Annotated in this window: 12 protein-coding genes; 8 read left to right on the forward strand and 4 right to left on the reverse strand. The window is 56.5% G+C overall.

What is annotated here, in order from left to right; translation table 11 throughout:
* The first annotated feature begins 120 nt into the window (after window positions 1-120).
* On the forward strand, window positions 121-1,242 hold the full coding sequence (locus BLV11_RS06225) for a beta-ketoacyl-ACP synthase III (RefSeq protein ID WP_091812101.1): 1,122 nt from the start codon (window positions 121-123) through the stop codon (window positions 1,240-1,242).
* An 8-nt stretch (window positions 1,243-1,250) separates the two neighbouring features.
* Here BLV11_RS06225 and BLV11_RS06230 read toward each other — a convergent pair whose 3' ends face one another.
* Window positions 1,251-1,658: an acyl-CoA thioesterase gene (locus tag BLV11_RS06230; protein ID WP_091812102.1), complete on the reverse strand. Its 408-nt coding sequence runs from the start codon at window positions 1,656-1,658 to the stop codon at window positions 1,251-1,253.
* A gap of 96 nt (window positions 1,659-1,754) precedes the next feature.
* On the opposite strand from BLV11_RS06230, the gene BLV11_RS06235 reads away from it, so the two are divergent.
* The 5 genes from BLV11_RS06235 (at window position 1,755) to dinG (ending at window position 8,780) form a co-directional block, all read left to right on the forward strand.
* Window positions 1,755-2,522 (forward strand): MlaA family lipoprotein, encoded by a 768-nt coding sequence (locus BLV11_RS06235; protein WP_091812103.1) that lies wholly within the window; start codon window positions 1,755-1,757, stop codon window positions 2,520-2,522.
* A gap of 40 nt (window positions 2,523-2,562) precedes the next feature.
* Window positions 2,563-4,050 (forward strand): DUF3336 domain-containing protein, encoded by a 1,488-nt coding sequence (locus BLV11_RS06240; protein WP_091812104.1) that lies wholly within the window; start codon window positions 2,563-2,565, stop codon window positions 4,048-4,050.
* 125 nt (window positions 4,051-4,175) lie between these two features.
* Window positions 4,176-5,852, forward strand: a complete 1,677-nt coding sequence (locus tag BLV11_RS06245) for an ExeA family protein (RefSeq protein ID WP_091812105.1) — start codon at window positions 4,176-4,178, stop codon at window positions 5,850-5,852.
* Between the two features lies 1 nt (window position 5,853).
* Window positions 5,854-6,630: a general secretion pathway protein GspB gene (locus tag BLV11_RS06250; RefSeq protein WP_091812106.1), complete on the forward strand. Its 777-nt coding sequence runs from the start codon at window positions 5,854-5,856 to the stop codon at window positions 6,628-6,630.
* Window positions 6,630-8,780 (forward strand): ATP-dependent DNA helicase DinG, encoded by a 2,151-nt coding sequence (gene dinG / locus BLV11_RS06255; RefSeq protein ID WP_091812107.1) that lies wholly within the window; start codon window positions 6,630-6,632, stop codon window positions 8,778-8,780. Before BLV11_RS06250 ends, dinG begins: the two co-directional genes overlap by 1 nt.
* Window positions 8,781-9,011: 231 nt before the next feature.
* Here the strand turns inward: dinG and BLV11_RS06260 are convergent, their stop codons facing one another.
* Window positions 9,012-11,699 (reverse strand): winged helix-turn-helix domain-containing protein, encoded by a 2,688-nt coding sequence (locus BLV11_RS06260; RefSeq protein WP_091812108.1) that lies wholly within the window; start codon window positions 11,697-11,699, stop codon window positions 9,012-9,014.
* A 252-nt stretch (window positions 11,700-11,951) separates the two neighbouring features.
* Between BLV11_RS06260 and cysB the strand changes: the two genes are divergently transcribed.
* Window positions 11,952-12,929 (forward strand): HTH-type transcriptional regulator CysB, encoded by a 978-nt coding sequence (gene cysB, locus BLV11_RS06265; RefSeq protein WP_091812109.1) that lies wholly within the window; start codon window positions 11,952-11,954, stop codon window positions 12,927-12,929.
* Between the two features lie 72 nt (window positions 12,930-13,001).
* Here the strand turns inward: cysB and BLV11_RS06270 are convergent, their stop codons facing one another.
* Window positions 13,002-13,724: a phosphoadenylyl-sulfate reductase gene (locus tag BLV11_RS06270; protein ID WP_091812110.1), complete on the reverse strand. Its 723-nt coding sequence runs from the start codon at window positions 13,722-13,724 to the stop codon at window positions 13,002-13,004.
* A 182-nt stretch (window positions 13,725-13,906) separates the two neighbouring features.
* Between BLV11_RS06270 and thrH the strand changes: the two genes are divergently transcribed.
* Window positions 13,907-14,515, forward strand: coding sequence for a bifunctional phosphoserine phosphatase/homoserine phosphotransferase ThrH (thrH, locus tag BLV11_RS06275; protein WP_091812111.1), 609 nt, complete (start codon window positions 13,907-13,909; stop codon window positions 14,513-14,515).
* A 92-nt stretch (window positions 14,516-14,607) separates the two neighbouring features.
* Here thrH and pabB read toward each other — a convergent pair whose 3' ends face one another.
* The gene (gene pabB, locus BLV11_RS06280) at window positions 14,608-15,936 is read right to left on the reverse strand and encodes an aminodeoxychorismate synthase component I (RefSeq protein WP_091812112.1); all 1,329 of its coding nucleotides are present in this window, start codon (window positions 15,934-15,936) and stop codon (window positions 14,608-14,610) included.
* Between the last annotated feature and the right edge of the window lie 14 nt (window positions 15,937-15,950).

The raw sequence follows: 15,950 nt of genomic DNA on the forward strand, positions 1-15,950 counted from the left end.
GGCCTGCCAGGGGGCTCCCTGGTTTATTAGACACAGGTATACTCGGGCGCTTAGCCGGGAGTGTGCTACTATTTCGAGCTATCTGCCTACAAATCAACGAACGATGACACGGGGTTACGCGTGATAAAAGCCGTCATTAGCGGTACCGGACTCTATACGCCGCCAGCTACGATTACCAACGATGAACTGGTTGTTGCATTCAATGCCTTCGTAGAGCTCCACAATAGCCGCCACAGCGATGAGATTGCCCGGGGCGAGATGCAGGCTTTGCAGCCCTCTGCATCAGAATTTATTGAGAAGGCCTCGGGCATCAAGCAGCGCCACGTGATTGATCGTGAGGGTATTCTCGATCCAGAGCGGATGTGCCCACACATCCCCGACCGTAGTAACGATGAGCCATCTGTTCAGTGTGAAATGGCCGTGGTGGCCTGTAATGAAGCGTTGGAGCAGGCCGGCAAAACGGCTGCCGACGTCGATGCGGTGATTGTGGCCTGTTCTAACATGCAGCGGCCATATCCTGCGATATCGGTCGAGGTTCAGCAGGCACTGAACATAGAGGGCTTCGCGTACGACATGAACGTGGCCTGCAGTTCTGCGACGTTTGGCCTGCAGGCGGCGGTAAATGCGGTTGAGACCGGCTCCGCCCGCGCAGTTCTGGTCGTCAGTCCGGAAATTTGCTCAGGTCACCTCAACTTCCGTGACCGAGACAGCCATTTTATCTTCGGTGATGCCTGCACGGCGATTCTGGTTGAGCGCGAAGATGCGGTTGCTGATGGCAAGGGCTTCGATATTCTTGGAACCTGTCTGAAGACCAAGTTTTCCAATAATATCCGCAACAACTTCGGGTTCCTTAATCGCGGAGATGATTCCGGCATTGGCAAGCCCGATAAGCTGTTTATCCAGCAGGGCCGCAAGGTGTTTAAGGAAGTGTCGCCGATGGTGGCTGAGACCATTCAGGCTCATCTGTCGAGCTTGTCCCTGGCGCCTGACGACCTCAAGCGGATGTGGCTTCACCAGGCCAACCTGAACATGAATCAGCTGATTGCACGGCGGGTACTTGGCCGTGATGCCACCGAAGAGGAAGCGCCGGTCATTCTCGACGAATATGCCAACACGAGCTCAGCCGGTTCTGTCATTGCGTTCCATAAGCACAAGGATGACCTGGTCAGTGGTGACCTCGGTATCCTGTGCTCATTTGGCGCGGGCTACTCCATTGGTAGCGTTATCATTCGCCGCCGTTAATACGTTGGTTATTCGGCTGCCAGTTCGCGAAGGGCGTCTGGCAGCCGGGTAGACCCTCTCGTTTCCCGATCCATCCATACTATCTTGGCGTAGCCTTCGGCATAGATTTCACTGGACACTCTGTCTTTGAGTTCGTAAAAGGTCTCGAGACTGGAATTTCCGGCTTTTCCCGCGTAGATTTGCACGTCAATGGTAGCGGGATGGCAAAGCTCTTTCAGGAAGGTCGCACCGGTGGTAATAATGACCGCACCGGTTGGCGCGTCAAGATCGCCCAGCGACAGCGAGTTAAGCCATGCCATTCGGGCTTCTTCAAAGAAACGGAAGTACACCGTATTGTTGGCGTGCCCCAAAGCATCCATATCGCCCCAGCGTAACGACATGGTAGTTGAACTAACGAGATTCCCTGATACAGCCATAGCGATTCCTCTGGATAATGGACGAGATACGACACTCTCTCTTCTGGTGGCGAGATTTTGACGATACCTAATGGAATACACAACCTCAGGACTGATATGAATCAGCGCCTTCGCAAACCCTTATTGATTTTAATGGCTTTCTTTATACTGTTGATCCAGGCAACGGTAGTGGCCGCCCAGCCATATTCTCCGGCAGATGAGCCGGCGACCACGGAAGCTGATCCCTATGAAAGCTGGAATCGCAAAGTGTTCGGTTTCAACGAATTCCTCGATGAATGGTTCCTCAGACCGGTGGCTCAGGGATATCGGGCGGTTATGCCGAACTTTGCCGATCGTGCGGTCACTAATTTTTTCAGCAACCTTGGTGAAATCAAAAACCTGGTTAACAGTATTCTCCAGCTCAAGGGCGAGTCCGCGGTCGTTGCCGCCGGACGCTTTACCTACAATTCAGTGTTCGGGCTGGCTGGCTTGATTGACGTTGCAACAGCGTTCGATCTCCCTGAACGCCCGGAAGATTTTGGACAGACTCTGGGGCATTGGGGGGTCAATAGTGGTCCATACTTGATGATGCCGTTGCTGGGGCCGTCCAATCCCCGTGATTTCTCTGGAATGATGACGGATCTTTTTGTGTCACCGTCGCCCTGGAACTATGTGGAAAGTCCCGATAACTACTATGGCCGTATGGTACAGATTGTCGACGTACGGGCAGACCTCATTCCTGCGGAGAGTTTTCTGTCGGGTGACAAATATACCTTTGTCCGCAACGCCTACCTGCAGCGCAGGGAATTCCTGATCAATGACGGGCGCACGGTCGCTGATCCTTTTTCTCAGGATGGCGATGAGTTGATGTTGGACGATTTCTGATCAGTCCCGACGGTTCGGGGCTAAGATAGGGGGTATCTGAATGGTTGATTCCCGAATCCGCAAGTATCGGAAGATGCTGGCGCAGGCACCGAACTATGAGGTCTGGAAAGCCGCTGCGCTGGAACTGGACTATCTTGAAGGGAACGTGGAATGGAAGGAGTGCTTTTCTTCCGACCTGTACCACTACGAGCTGATCTATGATCGCCTCAACAGTTTGCGCCAATACCATCAGCAATCCGACTTTGATCGCCTCAAGCGGGCGCTACGCGAGGGGCTGCATCACGATCTCGGTAACATGGGAAATCCGCTGCTTTATCGGCAGTCCCATGTTGGCACCAAGCATCTGATCGAGGAATACATCAATCAGGTCTGCGAGTCTCTGGAATTTTTCTGTAACAAGTCGATTCCCGGTTTTCCGGCCTTTGAAAAGCTGCAGTTCTTTCGAGATACCCTGAACAGTTTCGGTCGACCCACGTTATTGCTTAGTGGTGGTGCGACCCTCGGAATGTTTCATCTCGGAGTGATCAAGGCCCTATGGGAAAAGGGGCTGTTACCCCAGGTTATTGCCGGATCAAGTGTCGGGGCCATCATTGCGGGCCTGCTCGGTGTACACACCGATGCAGAGATTCCTGGCATGCTGGTTCCTGAAAACCACAGTCTCAAGGCCTGGAAGTGGAAGGGGGTGTTCTCGGCGATTCGAGGGGATGGTCTCATGGATCAGGAACAGTTGAAATCCTGTTTGCGAGAGAACATTGGCGAATACACCTTCGAGGAGGCTTATCAGCGCACTGGGCGCTCTATCAATGTCAGTGTTTCACCAACACAGGGGCATCAGAAGGCGCGTCTTTTAAGTGGCTATACCTCGCCCTATTTGTTGGTTTGGAGTGCGGCACTGGCGAGTGCGGCGGTGCCGGGGGTATTTCCTCCGGTCACGCTGATGAAAAAGGACCTGCACGGAACGGTGCTTCCTTATATGGCCCGGCAGCAGTTTGTGGATGGTTCCGTGGTCAGCGATCTTCCGATTGAGCGTCTGATGCACCTTTACGACGTCAACTTCACCATCGTCAGCCAGACCAATCCTCATGTAGTTCCGTTCCTCAATCGCCGGGGTACGGATGAAAAGCTGAGGCTTCGCCAGCTGCCGATGCACATGCTGAAGGCTGAAATGCAGTTCCACGGCCAGGGGCTGTTCGACTACCTGCGGAAACGGGCTCGTCCTGAGCTTATTCGCCAGACTTCCGGCCACCTTTACGCCATCATGGCCCAACGCTACTTTGGTGATGTCACGATTGCTCCGCATTACACGCTCAGTCACTACCGACGAATGATATCGAATCCCGATCCGGAATTTATCCGTCGCCTGATGCTGGAAGGTGAGCGGGCAACCTGGCCGAAAATCTCGATGATCAGGTCCCATGCCCGAATCTCAAAAACCCTGGAGCGCTGTGTGGCGAGCCTGAAAGGGCAGGTTGCCCGGCAGGAGCGCGAACTGCACTTGGTGCAAGGTGGCAGGCAACCCAGCGCCTGACCGGATTCGTATTTCCCCAGCGATGGCGTGGCTGGTGCAGGAGCGGTATGATACGGCGATAATTTCCGGACCCAGGCTGGCGTGGGTCGGCCTGAGATTCTGGCAAAGCACCTGACTGGACTTCCATGTACTACGATTTTTTTGGCTTCCGGGAACCTCCGTTTTCCATTGCTCCCGATCCTCGTTACCTGTATCTGAGTGACCGCCACAAGGAGGCGCTCGCGCACCTGATGTATGGGGTTAGCGGGCACGGCGGTTTTATCGTGATCACCGGGGAAGTCGGTACTGGCAAGACGACCGTCAGCCGCTGCTTTATCGACAGCGTTCCCGATCACGTAGATATGGCGATCATCCTCAATCCCCGGCTATCGGCCCGGGAATTGTTGTCCAGCATCTGTGATGAGCTGGGGATCGTTCATCCGGCTGGCTCCTCGATTAAGCGGCTGGTTGACCTGATTAATACGGACCTGCTGGAAGCCCACGCTGCAGGCCGTCACAAGGTGCTTCTGATCGACGAAGCCCAGAACCTCTCGTCCGATGTTCTTGAACAACTGCGCTTGCTGACCAACCTGGAAACGGCTGAAAAGAAGCTGCTTCAGATAATCCTGTTGGGGCAACCTGAGCTGATTGATATGCTTGCCCTGCCTGAACTGCGTCAGCTAAATCAGCGGGTAACCGCGCGCTATCACCTTGACTCGCTGAACAGGGAGGAGCTCCCTGCTTACCTTAAATACCGGTTGACCGTGGCCGGCCAGCGGGGCGAACTGTTCACCAATAGCGCCGTCAAGGCCTTGTACCGGCTCAGTGGCGGGGTGCCTCGACTGATTAACCTGATCAGTGATCGGGCCTTGTTGGGAGCATACGCCGAAGGCAAGCATCACATTGACGTTCAACATGTTCGTCAGGCGGCGAAGGAAGTGGTGGGCAAGGCCGGCCGCTCACCGGGTCAGAAAGGATCCTCGCGTTGGGCCCGCATTGCAACCATGGCCGCCGTCCTCGCAGTGATTGCCATCCTGGCGTTTCAATTCAGGCCTGACTGGTTGGCGGACGCCGGGATCGAGGTTCCGGCGTTGGCATCGACGGCCGACCAGAGTGTGGCGCCGGGACGGTCGGCTTCCGAGATTGAGGCAGCGCCTGATAGCACCGATGAAGGGCGCGATCAGGGTACGACCGCCTTTGCTGTCGGTACCGACGCACTCAACCGGCCGCAAGCCTATCAAGCCCTTTTTAGCCTGTGGGGCGAGCGCTACGTCTCACGGGACTATCCGGTAGCGTGTGACTTTGCCCAGGCGCGGGGGTTGCAATGCCTTTATCGGGAAGGCACCCGCAAGAGCCTGGAACAGCTCGACCGCCCGGCAGTGCTGAGGCTTCAGGACGACAAGGGCAATGTCGGTTACGTCACCGTGGCCTCTATAGCAGGTGGTACCGCGCGCCTTGTTCAGCCGGGTGGGGAGACCCTCGAATTGCCGTTCAGTTCCATCGAGGACTACTGGTACGGCGATTTCACCATCCTGTGGCGCTTGCCGCCGTATTTGCGTGCCGGTGGCCCCGACAGAAGCGTCGCGCAAGGGGAAGAACTCTGGCTCAGCTCCCAGCTGATGCAGTTGGTGGAACTTTATGCCAGTGATGATGAAGAGCGTGCTGAGCTGATGAGTATGGAATACCGGGATCAGATCCGCTGGTACCAGCGAAAAAAAGGCCTCGCCATTGACGGGATCGCCGGTGCAATGACCCTGATACAGGTGAACAGTGATCTGAACCCGGGCGTGCCCAGGTTGCTGACAACCGGAGGACTGAACTGACATGTCCTACATTCTGGATGCGTTACGAAAATCCGAATCCGAGCGCCAGCAGGGCAAGGTCCCTGACTTTGGCCAGCAGGTCCAGATGATTCACCAGCCTCGGCGTAAATCGATTCCAGCCGGCGTCTGGGTAGCTCTGATCCTCACCTTCAATACAGTGGTTCTGGCCTATGTGTTCTGGCCTGGGCGAGGCGTGGCGCCGGTTCAACCCGCCGACGCTGTCGTCATGAATACACCAGCTCCTGAGCCGGTGCCTGCGCCGGTGAGTTACGAAGTCGCTACGCCACCGGCGGAGGTAGAACAGCATCAGACCGTAAGGGTGCAGATTGGTGATGCGGTGGCGGAAATACAGGTGCCGCCAGCGGTACTCCTGCAGGAACCGGTTCAGGATGAGCCAGTGAGCCTTGCTGAGGCATCGTCGAACCAGCCTGACAGTGGAGAGCGGCCGACGGTGATTGTACCGTCGGCGAATCGTTACCAACCGTTGGCCGATGCGAACTACCGTGATGAGCCCTACGTTGGGAGCGAGCGCGTGCGCCACCTGGTGGAGCTGCCGATGTCATTTCAGAAAGGCATTCCAGACCTGATTTTCAACAGTCACGTCTATGCCTCCGACCCTGCGGCGCGGAGGGTGATGATTAATGACAATTACCTTCGCATCGGAGACAGCTTCAGCGGTATCCGAGTTGATCGAATTACCGAAGAAGGGGTGATACTGAGTAAAAACGGAACACGATTCCGTGTTGGTGTGGTGCGTGACTGGATAAGCCCGCGCTGATGGCCCTTACTGAAGCTGTAAAACAGGACATTCAGCAAGCCTATCGCGCCATACTCGCCGGCAAAGGCGTAAAGGCGCGTTACGGTCAGCGTTTGATGATCGCTGAAATCGCCCGCTATATGGGGGACATCACCGAGAACGATGGCAAACGAACCTCAGCGCCCGCGACCTGTGTGGTCGAGGCCGGTACCGGTACCGGTAAGACCCTGGCCTATCTCATAGCCGCCATTCCTGTGGCCAAAGCCCTGGGCAAGACCCTGGTCGTGTCGACGGCCACCGTGGCGCTGCAGGATCAGATCGTCAACAAGGATTTACCGGATCTTCGCAAGCACACAGATCTGAAATTCAACTGGACCCTGGCCAAGGGCCGGGGGCGCTATCTGTGTATGTCCCGTCTGGAGGCACGACTGCACGAAGACGGTGTTGGCGACAGTGAGACCATGCCCCTGTTCCTGCTCGACGGGCCGGTCGACGAAGAACCCGGAACTCAGGCCTTTTTCGAAGATATGCTGGCGAGGTACGGGTCCCGTGAATGGGACGGTGACAGGGATCACTGGCCGAGCCAGATTCCTGATGAGACCTGGCGCCAGGTCACCACCGACCACCGCCAGTGCACCAATCGTCATTGCAGCTATTTCGACAGCTGTGCCTTCTTTGATGCCCGCAAAGGCCTCGAAGATGCGGATGTGGTGGTGGCGAACCACGATCTGGTTCTGGCCGATCTGGCGCTTGGGGGCGGAGCGATCTTGCCTGAGCCGGAAAATGCCCTGTTTATTTTCGATGAGGCGCACCATCTCCCGGACAAGGCATTGAACCACTTCGCCGCCTCCGTCCCCCTGAATTCGACCCGACAATGGCTGAAGCAACTGTCACAGGCACTGGCCAAAATGCCGCCGTTTCTTGCGCCTGGTACGCTTGCAGCGAAAACGGTCGACAAGATCAGTGGTGCCGCGCGGGAGGTTGATGGGGTACTTGTCCAGATCTATGACCTTGTCGACGGGCAGACCAACTGGGACATGAACGATGAAAGGCGTTCGGCGCAGTGGCGTTATCCCGAGGGTAACCTCCCTGAAGTCCTGACGGAGGCCGCTGGTAGTGCCCAGGTCGTCACCGCGACCCTGGTCCGGCAGCTGGGCGTTCTGGCTGATGAATTGCAGAAAGCCTTTGACGACAAAAAGGACCACGATGTCGATCGGGCCACGGCGGAAGCCTGGTTCCCGCTTATTGGTTCATTTCACAGCCGTGCCGAGGATCAGTACCGGCTTTGGTCAGCCTGGTGTGAGAAGCATGAGCAGGATGAGGGCCGCTACAAGGTTCCTCCACCGGCTCGCTGGGCGGTGAAACAACGTTGGGATCATGCTGAGGACATTACCCTGTTCAGCAGCCCGGTGTTGGCGGATAACCTGCTATACAGCCGATTGTGGTCGCGGGCTTATGGTGCGGTGTTGACCAGTGCGACCCTGACCGCGCTTGGCCGCTTCGACCGCCTGCAGAGCCGCGCCGGCCTTCCGGAGAACAGCCGGTTCCTGGTTGTGCCCAGTTCCTTCCGATATGCGGAGATGGCAACTGTTGAGGTCCCGGCAATGTCTGCATTGCCAACGGACGACGACTTTACTGAAGCGCTGGTGAAGCGGCTGCCCGATTTGTGGGTAGGGGAGAAGGCAACGCTGGTATTGTTTACCTCACGACGTCAGATGCATGCCGTACGTGACGAGCTGGCTCCGGAGCATCCGGACCTGATCACCACTCAGGACGACATGGCCAAGGGTGAAGTCCTGAAACAGCATTGTGAACGGATTGATGCCGGCAAGCCCAGTGTCTTGTTTGGCGTGGCGAGCTTTGCGGAAGGTATCGATTTGCCCGGCCACTACCTGGGCCATGTGGTGATCACCCGCCTGCCGTTTTCTGTACCGGATGATCCGATTGAGGCGAGTCTGGCGGAGTGGGTCACCGGGCGAGGCGGCAATCCTTTTATGGAAATCACCGTGCCTGATGCGTCGGTAAAGCTGGTGCAGGCGGTTGGACGTCTGTTACGAACCGAGCAGGATACAGGCCGGGTGACGATTCTGGATCGTCGTATCGTCGCCAGGCGTTACGGCCAGCTACTGCTGGATGCACTGCCTCCGTTCCGCAGGCTGATCGAAAGATAAAAAAAGAGCCAATCATGGGATTGGCTCTGTCGGAAAGTTGGTTGCGCTAACAACCTGAGAGTCACAAGTGTGATAGAACCCTGAAGGCCTGAATTTCAGAATCCGTCGGTAGAGGCTTGCCTCACCGTTGAAGCAATATTAGGGCAGTAGGGGGCGTAAGCGGATCGTCCAAAGGGCGTAGCGGGCGTAGTTTCTGTGCACAATGTGTGATCCAGTTCTCATAATGACCGGCTAAAGTAATCCGACCTGGCGGGCCCGGGCCAGCGCTTCGGTGCGACTGCCGACACCGAGCTTGCCGTAGAGGTTGCGAATGTGGGCCTTTACGGTGGTGGCGGCAACCGACATTCTTACTGCAATTTCCTTGTTGGGCAGTCCTTCGTTAATCAGTGCCAGGACCTCGATTTCCCGTTGGCTCAGCGGCTCAACCAATGCGCTGTCATGACCCGTCCGGCCAGACGGGGCTTTGCTACTGCCAATCTCCTGCTCCAGTAGCCCCCGCAACCGGGTGTACCATCTGCCCGGCGTTTGAATGCCGGGTGTCTTCAGCATCAAAGCCTTGAGTGGCGCAGCTTCGTCGATAAAGATCTGGAGAAATCCGCATTCGGCACCATGGGCAAACGCTTGTTCGAGCAGGTGTTGGGCTTCCTCAACCTGGCCCTTGGCTGCCAGAGCGGATGCGTAGACCAACAGTACCTCAATTAGCAGCCGACTATTGCTGCTGGCGTTTGCTTTGCCAACGAGTCTGGACAGGGCTTCACACGCTTGGTCAGGCTGACCCAGCCTGATTTGTATCCGGGCTGCGCTAATGGCATTAAGGTCTTTGTTAAGTGGGCTGGTTGAGGGCGATATCTGCCAGTTATCCAGCCACGCCCGGGCTTTGCCCACGTCATTCGCGGCCAGGTAGCAGCGGGCGAGCAGGGCGCTGCTCGCAGGGGGTTCGAAGACAATATGCTCCCGCCGGCGTCGAGCGACTGCTTCGGCATCTTCCAGCGCGGTCATGGCATTGGCATAGTCACCTTCGCTGAAGGCCAGATGGCCGCGAACTTGCTGGATGATCACGTGCTGGCCGGGTTCGGTCCCGCTTTTGAGGTGATCGAGCAGGGGCAGGAGGTTGGCTTCAGCCAACTCCTTTTCGTTACGTTCCCGGTAGATCTCAACCAGAGTACTGTTCTGCCAGCAGGAAATGAGGCGTGGTTGCTGGGGATCGTAGAAATGATCATCCACCCAGCGGCGTACCTGGGTGCACGTATCCAAAGCCTGGTCGATTTCCCCGCGGTTGTATTGAATCCACGCCAACAGGCCTCCGCTGGACAGGACGGTGCTGGGTTTTCGTTCCAGTTGGCCGTAGCGGACCGATGCATCAAGGGCTTCTTCCGCGGCGTCCAGCTCGCCCTGCCCGAAATAATCCAGACCGAGTCCGTAATAGGTCACCGACTTGAGGGGGATCTGGGTGTGGTCGATTTCCTTAAGAACTTGCTGGGTCAGGTCCGCTGCGCTTTTGTCATCATTCTTCGAGCGGGCGATGTAGGAGCGGACGAGAGATAGTTCATTGTGAAGGGCGAGGGCACCTTCCGCATCAGGATGAGAATCAGCAACCCGTCGGTCGAGGATATCTTCGACCTCACTCAGCAGGGGCTCGATGGGCGACAGCCGATTGGCAAAAAACAGCGCCCAGATCCGAACCATCAGGAGTTGCGGCCGGTTAATCACAATATCGGCCGGCAGGGTTTCGAGCCATTCCAGCACGGGCAGATGAAAGCCGCCCTGGATCAGGTTATTCCCATGCTGCTCAAGAACGGTTGCCAGACGATCCCAGTCCTCCTGGGTAATGATCTGGGCGATGGCCTCCTGAACGTGATTGTGCTCCAGCAACCACGCCACCGCGCGTTGCTCCAGAAGCGTTAACCTTTCCGGGTCTCGAGTGCGCGCTCGTTGCAGCAGGGCGTCCCGGAACAGATCGTGGTAGCGGAACCATTCGTTCTTGGTGTCGAGGGGAATCAGGAACAGATTCTGCTGGATCAGGCGCTCCAGGTAGGTTTGGCTGTCTCTGCTGGCTCGTATCGCATCAGCGAGGGATCCAGACAGTCGCGGTGTGCACGCGGTATCGACGAGGAAGTCGTGGATGTCGGCTGGTTGTCTGTCGAGGATTTCACTGAACACATAACGTGTGATGGGCTGGCCGCCCACCTCCAGAAGCTGGGGCTTAGCGGCGGTTGACGCAGTATCGTGCCCAGAGAGCGCGGTCAGTTGCATGGCAGCTACCCAGCCCTCGGTTTGCTGCCAGATTCTGTGGGCATCATCGTCGCTCAGGGAAATATCCATGTAGTCCCTGAAGAAATAACGGCATTCTGCCTCGGAAAACGCCAGCACCTGCGGTTGGATGTCGCTGATCCACTGCCTTACGCGCCAGCGATCCAGAGGTAATTCGGGCTCGACGCGGGACGTGAGGGTAACCGTTACGTGGGGTGGCAGGTAATCTATAAAATACCCGAGTTGGCGTTGAATGCCGGGGTCCGCGATCAGATGAAGGTCATCAAGCACTAGGCTTATGGGCGCCGTGGACTGCGTCAGGGCATTGATAAGCCCGGCAACCGCGCCGTCCATTTCATGGTCTTCATAGCTGCCGAGACGTTGCGCGACGTCCTCGGTGCCAGGCAGCCCTGCGTCGTTCAGAGCGCCGATTACGTACTGCCAGAACCGCCTGGGGCTGTTGTCATTTTCATCCAGCGAGAGCCAGGCGACGCGCCCGGTCAATCCACCACTCCACTGACTGACCAGCGTGGTTTTGCCATAGCCCGCCGGGGCGACCACCAGGTTGACCCGCTTCTGCGGTGCCGGATCCAGCCGGCGGTGCAGCCGTGTGCGGTTGACGGCACGGGCATCGGTGGCTGGTTTTAAAAATTTGGTGGTCAGCAGCATGGGGCGGTGGATAGCTCATTGTTACGTCAATGAATTGTCTGGTTTGGAGCGGTGAAGTCAAGCATCGCTAGATCATTTTGTTTGAGCATGTCCAAGCGTTGCTTGATATTTGGTCTAAACTGACAGAGCAAAGGGTATGTATTCTTAAAACGCATGAAAAACTATTTCTTTATGCGTATTCTTCGGGGTATGTGGTCAGTGAATAAGACCCACTGGTAATTACCCTGTGCAATTGAAGGAGCGACCGAGTCGATGAAATTACAGCAGCTGCGTTATATATGGGAAGTGGCGCACCATGATCTGAATGTCTCTGCTACGGCTCAAAGTCTGTTTACCTCCCAACCAGGCATCTCGAAACAGATCCGGCTGCTTGAAGACGAACTCGGTATCGAAGTGTTTGCCCGCAGTGGCAAGCACCTTACTCGCATAACGCCAGGTGGTGAGACCATTATCCGGGAGGCAGGAGAGATCCTGCGGCGGGTAGAGGGCATCAAAAAAATTGCCCAGGAATTCAGCAATCAGCGTAAAGGTGATCTGAGTATTGCCACAACTCACACGCAGGCGCGGTATGCCTTGCCCCCGATTATTCATGGGTTTATCGATGCTTACCCGGAAGTTTCCCTGCACATGCATCAGGGAACGCCTATGCAAATCTCCGAAATGGCGGCCAATGGCGCGGTGGATTTTGCCATCGCGACGGAAGCCATGGAGTTATTCAGCGACCTGATCATGATGCCTTGCTACCGCTGGAACCGGAGCGTGATCGTGCCGAAGAATCATCCGTTGGCACAACTGAATGAACTGACGCTGGAGGAGCTGGCGGAATTTCCCCTGGTGACGTATGTCTTTGGGTTTACCGGGCGCTCGAAGCTGGATGAAGCGTTTCAGACGCGTGGACTGACGCCAAAGGTGGTGTTCACGGCGGCGGATGCCGATGTGATCAAGACCTATGTGCGACTGGGTCTTGGTGTCGGCATAGTGGCGTCCATGGCCTACGATGAAAAAGTCGATTCCGATCTGGTGTGTCTGGATGCCAGCAAGCTGTTCCGGCCCAGCGTCACTCGCATCGGTTTCCGTAAGGGAACCTTCCTGCGGGGCTACATGTACGACTTCATTCAGCGCTTTGCGCCGCACCTGACCAAGGATCGGGTCGATGAGGCCGTGGCCCATCAGGGCAACCGGATGGAACTGGAAGGGTTGTTTGATGATGTTGAATTGCCGACCTATTGAGCCGACCGGCTAAGGGGCGAACAGAAAAAGTGCCCGGATGACAGGGCACTTTTATACGTTTGCGCCAGCGGATCAGTCGTGGGCAATGATATTGCCGGCGTGTAGTCCGCATTCCTTCTTGGTGGCTTCTTCCCACCACCAGCGTCCTTCCCGCTCATGCTGTCCTGGAAGCACCGGACGGGTGCAGGGTTGGCAGCCAATGCTGATAAAGCCCTTTTCGTGCAGCTTGTTATAAGGCGCTTCGGTCATTCGAATGTAGTCCCACACTTCCTTGGACGACCAGTTGGCCAGCGGATTGAACTTGATCAGGGTTTTGTCATCGGTAGAGAACGCAGGGTCGACCTGCACAACCGGAACATTATTGCGGGTGCCCGGGCTCTGGTCCTTGCGTTGGCCGGTGATCCAGGCGTCCACGGTCGCCAACTTGCGGCGAAGTGGGCTGACCTTGCGGATGCCGCAGCACTCAGAATGACCATCCTCGAAGAAACTGAACATGCCTTTGCGTCGAACCAGATCCTCGACCTCAGCCGCGTCGGGGAACATGACTTCAATCTCGATACCGTAGTGTTTCCGCACAACGTCAATGAACTCGTAAGTTTCAGGGTGCAGTCGCCCGGTATCGAGGGTAAAGACCCGCAGGTTGTCGGTGAGTTTGTGGGCAAGTTCAATCAGGGCAACGTCTTCGGCACCGCTGAAGGAAATGGCAATGTTGTCGTAGCGGGCAAAGGCCGCTTTCAGGATCGCACGAGGGCTTTGATCCGTGAGTTCCTGCTGGAGCTGGTCGATGTCTGTCATGGCTCGCCAAGATTTATGTAAGTGTGCGGCAAATCTACCATTATGGTGCGCCAGGGCGAAAGAAAATGGCGGTATATCGATATACCGGTGCCAAGGCCGGTGCATTCGTGGACGGATTTTTCTATCATACGCCCTGCATCAGGGCTATCAGGCCCAAAACACAGACAGATTAGGAGACCGCAGTGGAACTCGCTTGCCTTGACCTTGAAGGGGTATTGATCCCAGAGATCTGGATCGCATTTGCCGAGAAAACGGGCATTGAAGAGCTCAAGGCAACAACCCGTGATATTCCGGACTATGACGTGCTGATGACCCAGCGTCTGCGCATTCTGGACGAGCACGGATACGGCCTGAACGAAATCCAGGAAGTGATTAGCACCCTGGAGCCTCTCGAAGGCGCTCGGGAATTTCTGGACTGGCTGCGTGAGCGCTTCCAGGTGGTTATCCTGTCAGACACCTTCTATGAGTTCGCGATGCCGCTGATGGCAAAACTCGGTTTTCCTGCGCTGCTGTGCCACAAGCTGGAAGTGGACGAGAACGGTCGTATTACCAACTACCTGCTGCGTCAGCGTGATCCCAAGCGCCAGTCTGTTCGTGCATTTCAGTTGTTGAACTACCGGGTGATTGCCGCAGGCGATTCCTACAATGACACCACCATGCTGGCTCAGGCGGAAGCGGGTATTCTGTTTCATGCACCGAAAAATGTGATCGAGGAATTCCCACAGTTCCCGGCGGTCCATGACTTCGAAGAGCTGAAAGCAACCTTCCTTCGGTTAAGCAACCGGCATTAAGCCAGCTTGTCAGAAGTCATCATGGCGACTTAACCCGCCATCGAGACACAACAAGGCCGCCCCCGGTATTCCGGTGGGCGGCCTTGTTGCATTCAGGGGCTGGTTTTGGGGCCAAACTGTTTGACCAGTTCTTCCATGAGCGGCCCGACTTTATCCAGTGTTTCCTGGAATTCTGCTGACGGCACAGAATCCGCAACAACGCCGCCGCCTCCATGGCAGAACAGCTCATTGCCACGGGCATACAGCGTCCGAATCGCGATGTTGCTGTATAGATCACCGTGATCATCGAGGGAAAACACCGAGCCGCAATAAGGGCCGCGGGGACTGGTCTCGAGTTCGTGGATGATTTCCATGGCGCGGATTTTCGGGGCTCCGGTGATGGAACCTCCGGGGAATCCACAGGCCAGCGCCCGGACCGGTGGCGTCTTGGGATCCAGTTCACCCGTCACGGTGCTGACGAGGTGATGGACATTGCGGTAGCTCTCCAGAGTCAGCAGCGGCTTGGCAGTGATTGAGCCGGACGTGCAGAACCGTCCAAGATCGTTACGCAGTAAATCCACGATCATGATGTTTTCAGCGCGGTCCTTGATGCTGGCTTCGAGCTCGTTCGCCAGCCGCGAATCTTCCTCCTCCGACTTCCCGCGGGGCCGGGTGCCCTTGATCGGCCGGGTCACAACCTTTCCCTGACTGATTTCCAGAAAACTTTCAGGCGAGATCGACACCACCGGGTCACCGTCAATATTGAGGTAAGCGGCATGGTCTGTGGGGAATCGCCGGACCAGGTGACGGTATGCCTGCCAAAGATCGCCTTCAAAGCGGCTCTGGAAGCGGTGGGACAGGTTAACCTGATAGCAGTCGCCCGCGAGGATGTACTCCAGCACGGTAGCGACCTTTGCTTCATAACTCGCCTGGGGCTGTTCTTGACGGAACGGGTCAATGCGGAGTGTGTTCTGTGCGTGTGCGGCGCGGGATTCCTCGAGGATTTGGTTCAGTTTTTTGCTGACTTCAGGTGGGCAGAGTGCTGATTCGTGTACCTCGATGTTGCGGTCGGACTGATGACAGGGTGACAGAAACCAGTCATAGACTGCGGCTCGAATGGGCGGCTGAGTGGTTCCCGGCGCGAATCGGGTGAGGGCACGTTCAAGCTCATAACCCGCCTCATATTCAAAAACGCCAGCGATTCGCTGGCCTTTGCTGAGCCCGGAACTGATCCGTTCGAGCTCTGTTAGCGTGGCAGCACTGGTCAGTCGGTCATCCGAAAACCGGCGTGACGGCAGGGCCGACAGCCATGGTCTGCGGGCCTGCCTCTGGCGTTCGGGACTGCCAAAACAGACAAAGCCCGAAAGGGAGGCGATCGCAGTGAGAAAACGATCACGGTGTTGCTGTGAATCAAGGTGCAGGATGTAAATGCGTTCGGACATGAGTCGCTCTGGTC

Source organism: Marinobacter mobilis (assembly GCF_900106945.1).
GTDB lineage: Bacteria > Pseudomonadota > Gammaproteobacteria > Pseudomonadales > Oleiphilaceae > Marinobacter > Marinobacter mobilis.

Excerpts from the sequence above, each read along its gene's own strand:
- dinG (WP_091812107.1), top strand. The coding sequence starts at position 6,630 with ATGGCCCTTACTGAAGCTGTAAAACAGGACATTCAGCAAGCCTATCGC.
- BLV11_RS06270 (WP_091812110.1), bottom strand. The coding sequence starts at position 13,724 with ATGACAGACATCGACCAGCTCCAGCAGGAACTCACGGATCAAAGCCCT.
- pabB (WP_091812112.1), bottom strand. The coding sequence starts at position 15,936 with ATGTCCGAACGCATTTACATCCTGCACCTTGATTCACAGCAACACCGT.
- BLV11_RS06240 (WP_091812104.1), top strand. The coding sequence starts at position 2,563 with ATGGTTGATTCCCGAATCCGCAAGTATCGGAAGATGCTGGCGCAGGCA.
- BLV11_RS06245 (WP_091812105.1), top strand. The coding sequence starts at position 4,176 with ATGTACTACGATTTTTTTGGCTTCCGGGAACCTCCGTTTTCCATTGCT.
- BLV11_RS06260 (WP_091812108.1), bottom strand. The coding sequence starts at position 11,699 with ATGCTGCTGACCACCAAATTTTTAAAACCAGCCACCGATGCCCGTGCC.
- BLV11_RS06235 (WP_091812103.1), top strand. The coding sequence starts at position 1,755 with ATGAATCAGCGCCTTCGCAAACCCTTATTGATTTTAATGGCTTTCTTT.
- cysB (WP_091812109.1), top strand. The coding sequence starts at position 11,952 with ATGAAATTACAGCAGCTGCGTTATATATGGGAAGTGGCGCACCATGAT.
- BLV11_RS06250 (WP_091812106.1), top strand. The coding sequence starts at position 5,854 with ATGTCCTACATTCTGGATGCGTTACGAAAATCCGAATCCGAGCGCCAG.
- BLV11_RS06230 (WP_091812102.1), bottom strand. The coding sequence starts at position 1,658 with ATGGCTGTATCAGGGAATCTCGTTAGTTCAACTACCATGTCGTTACGC.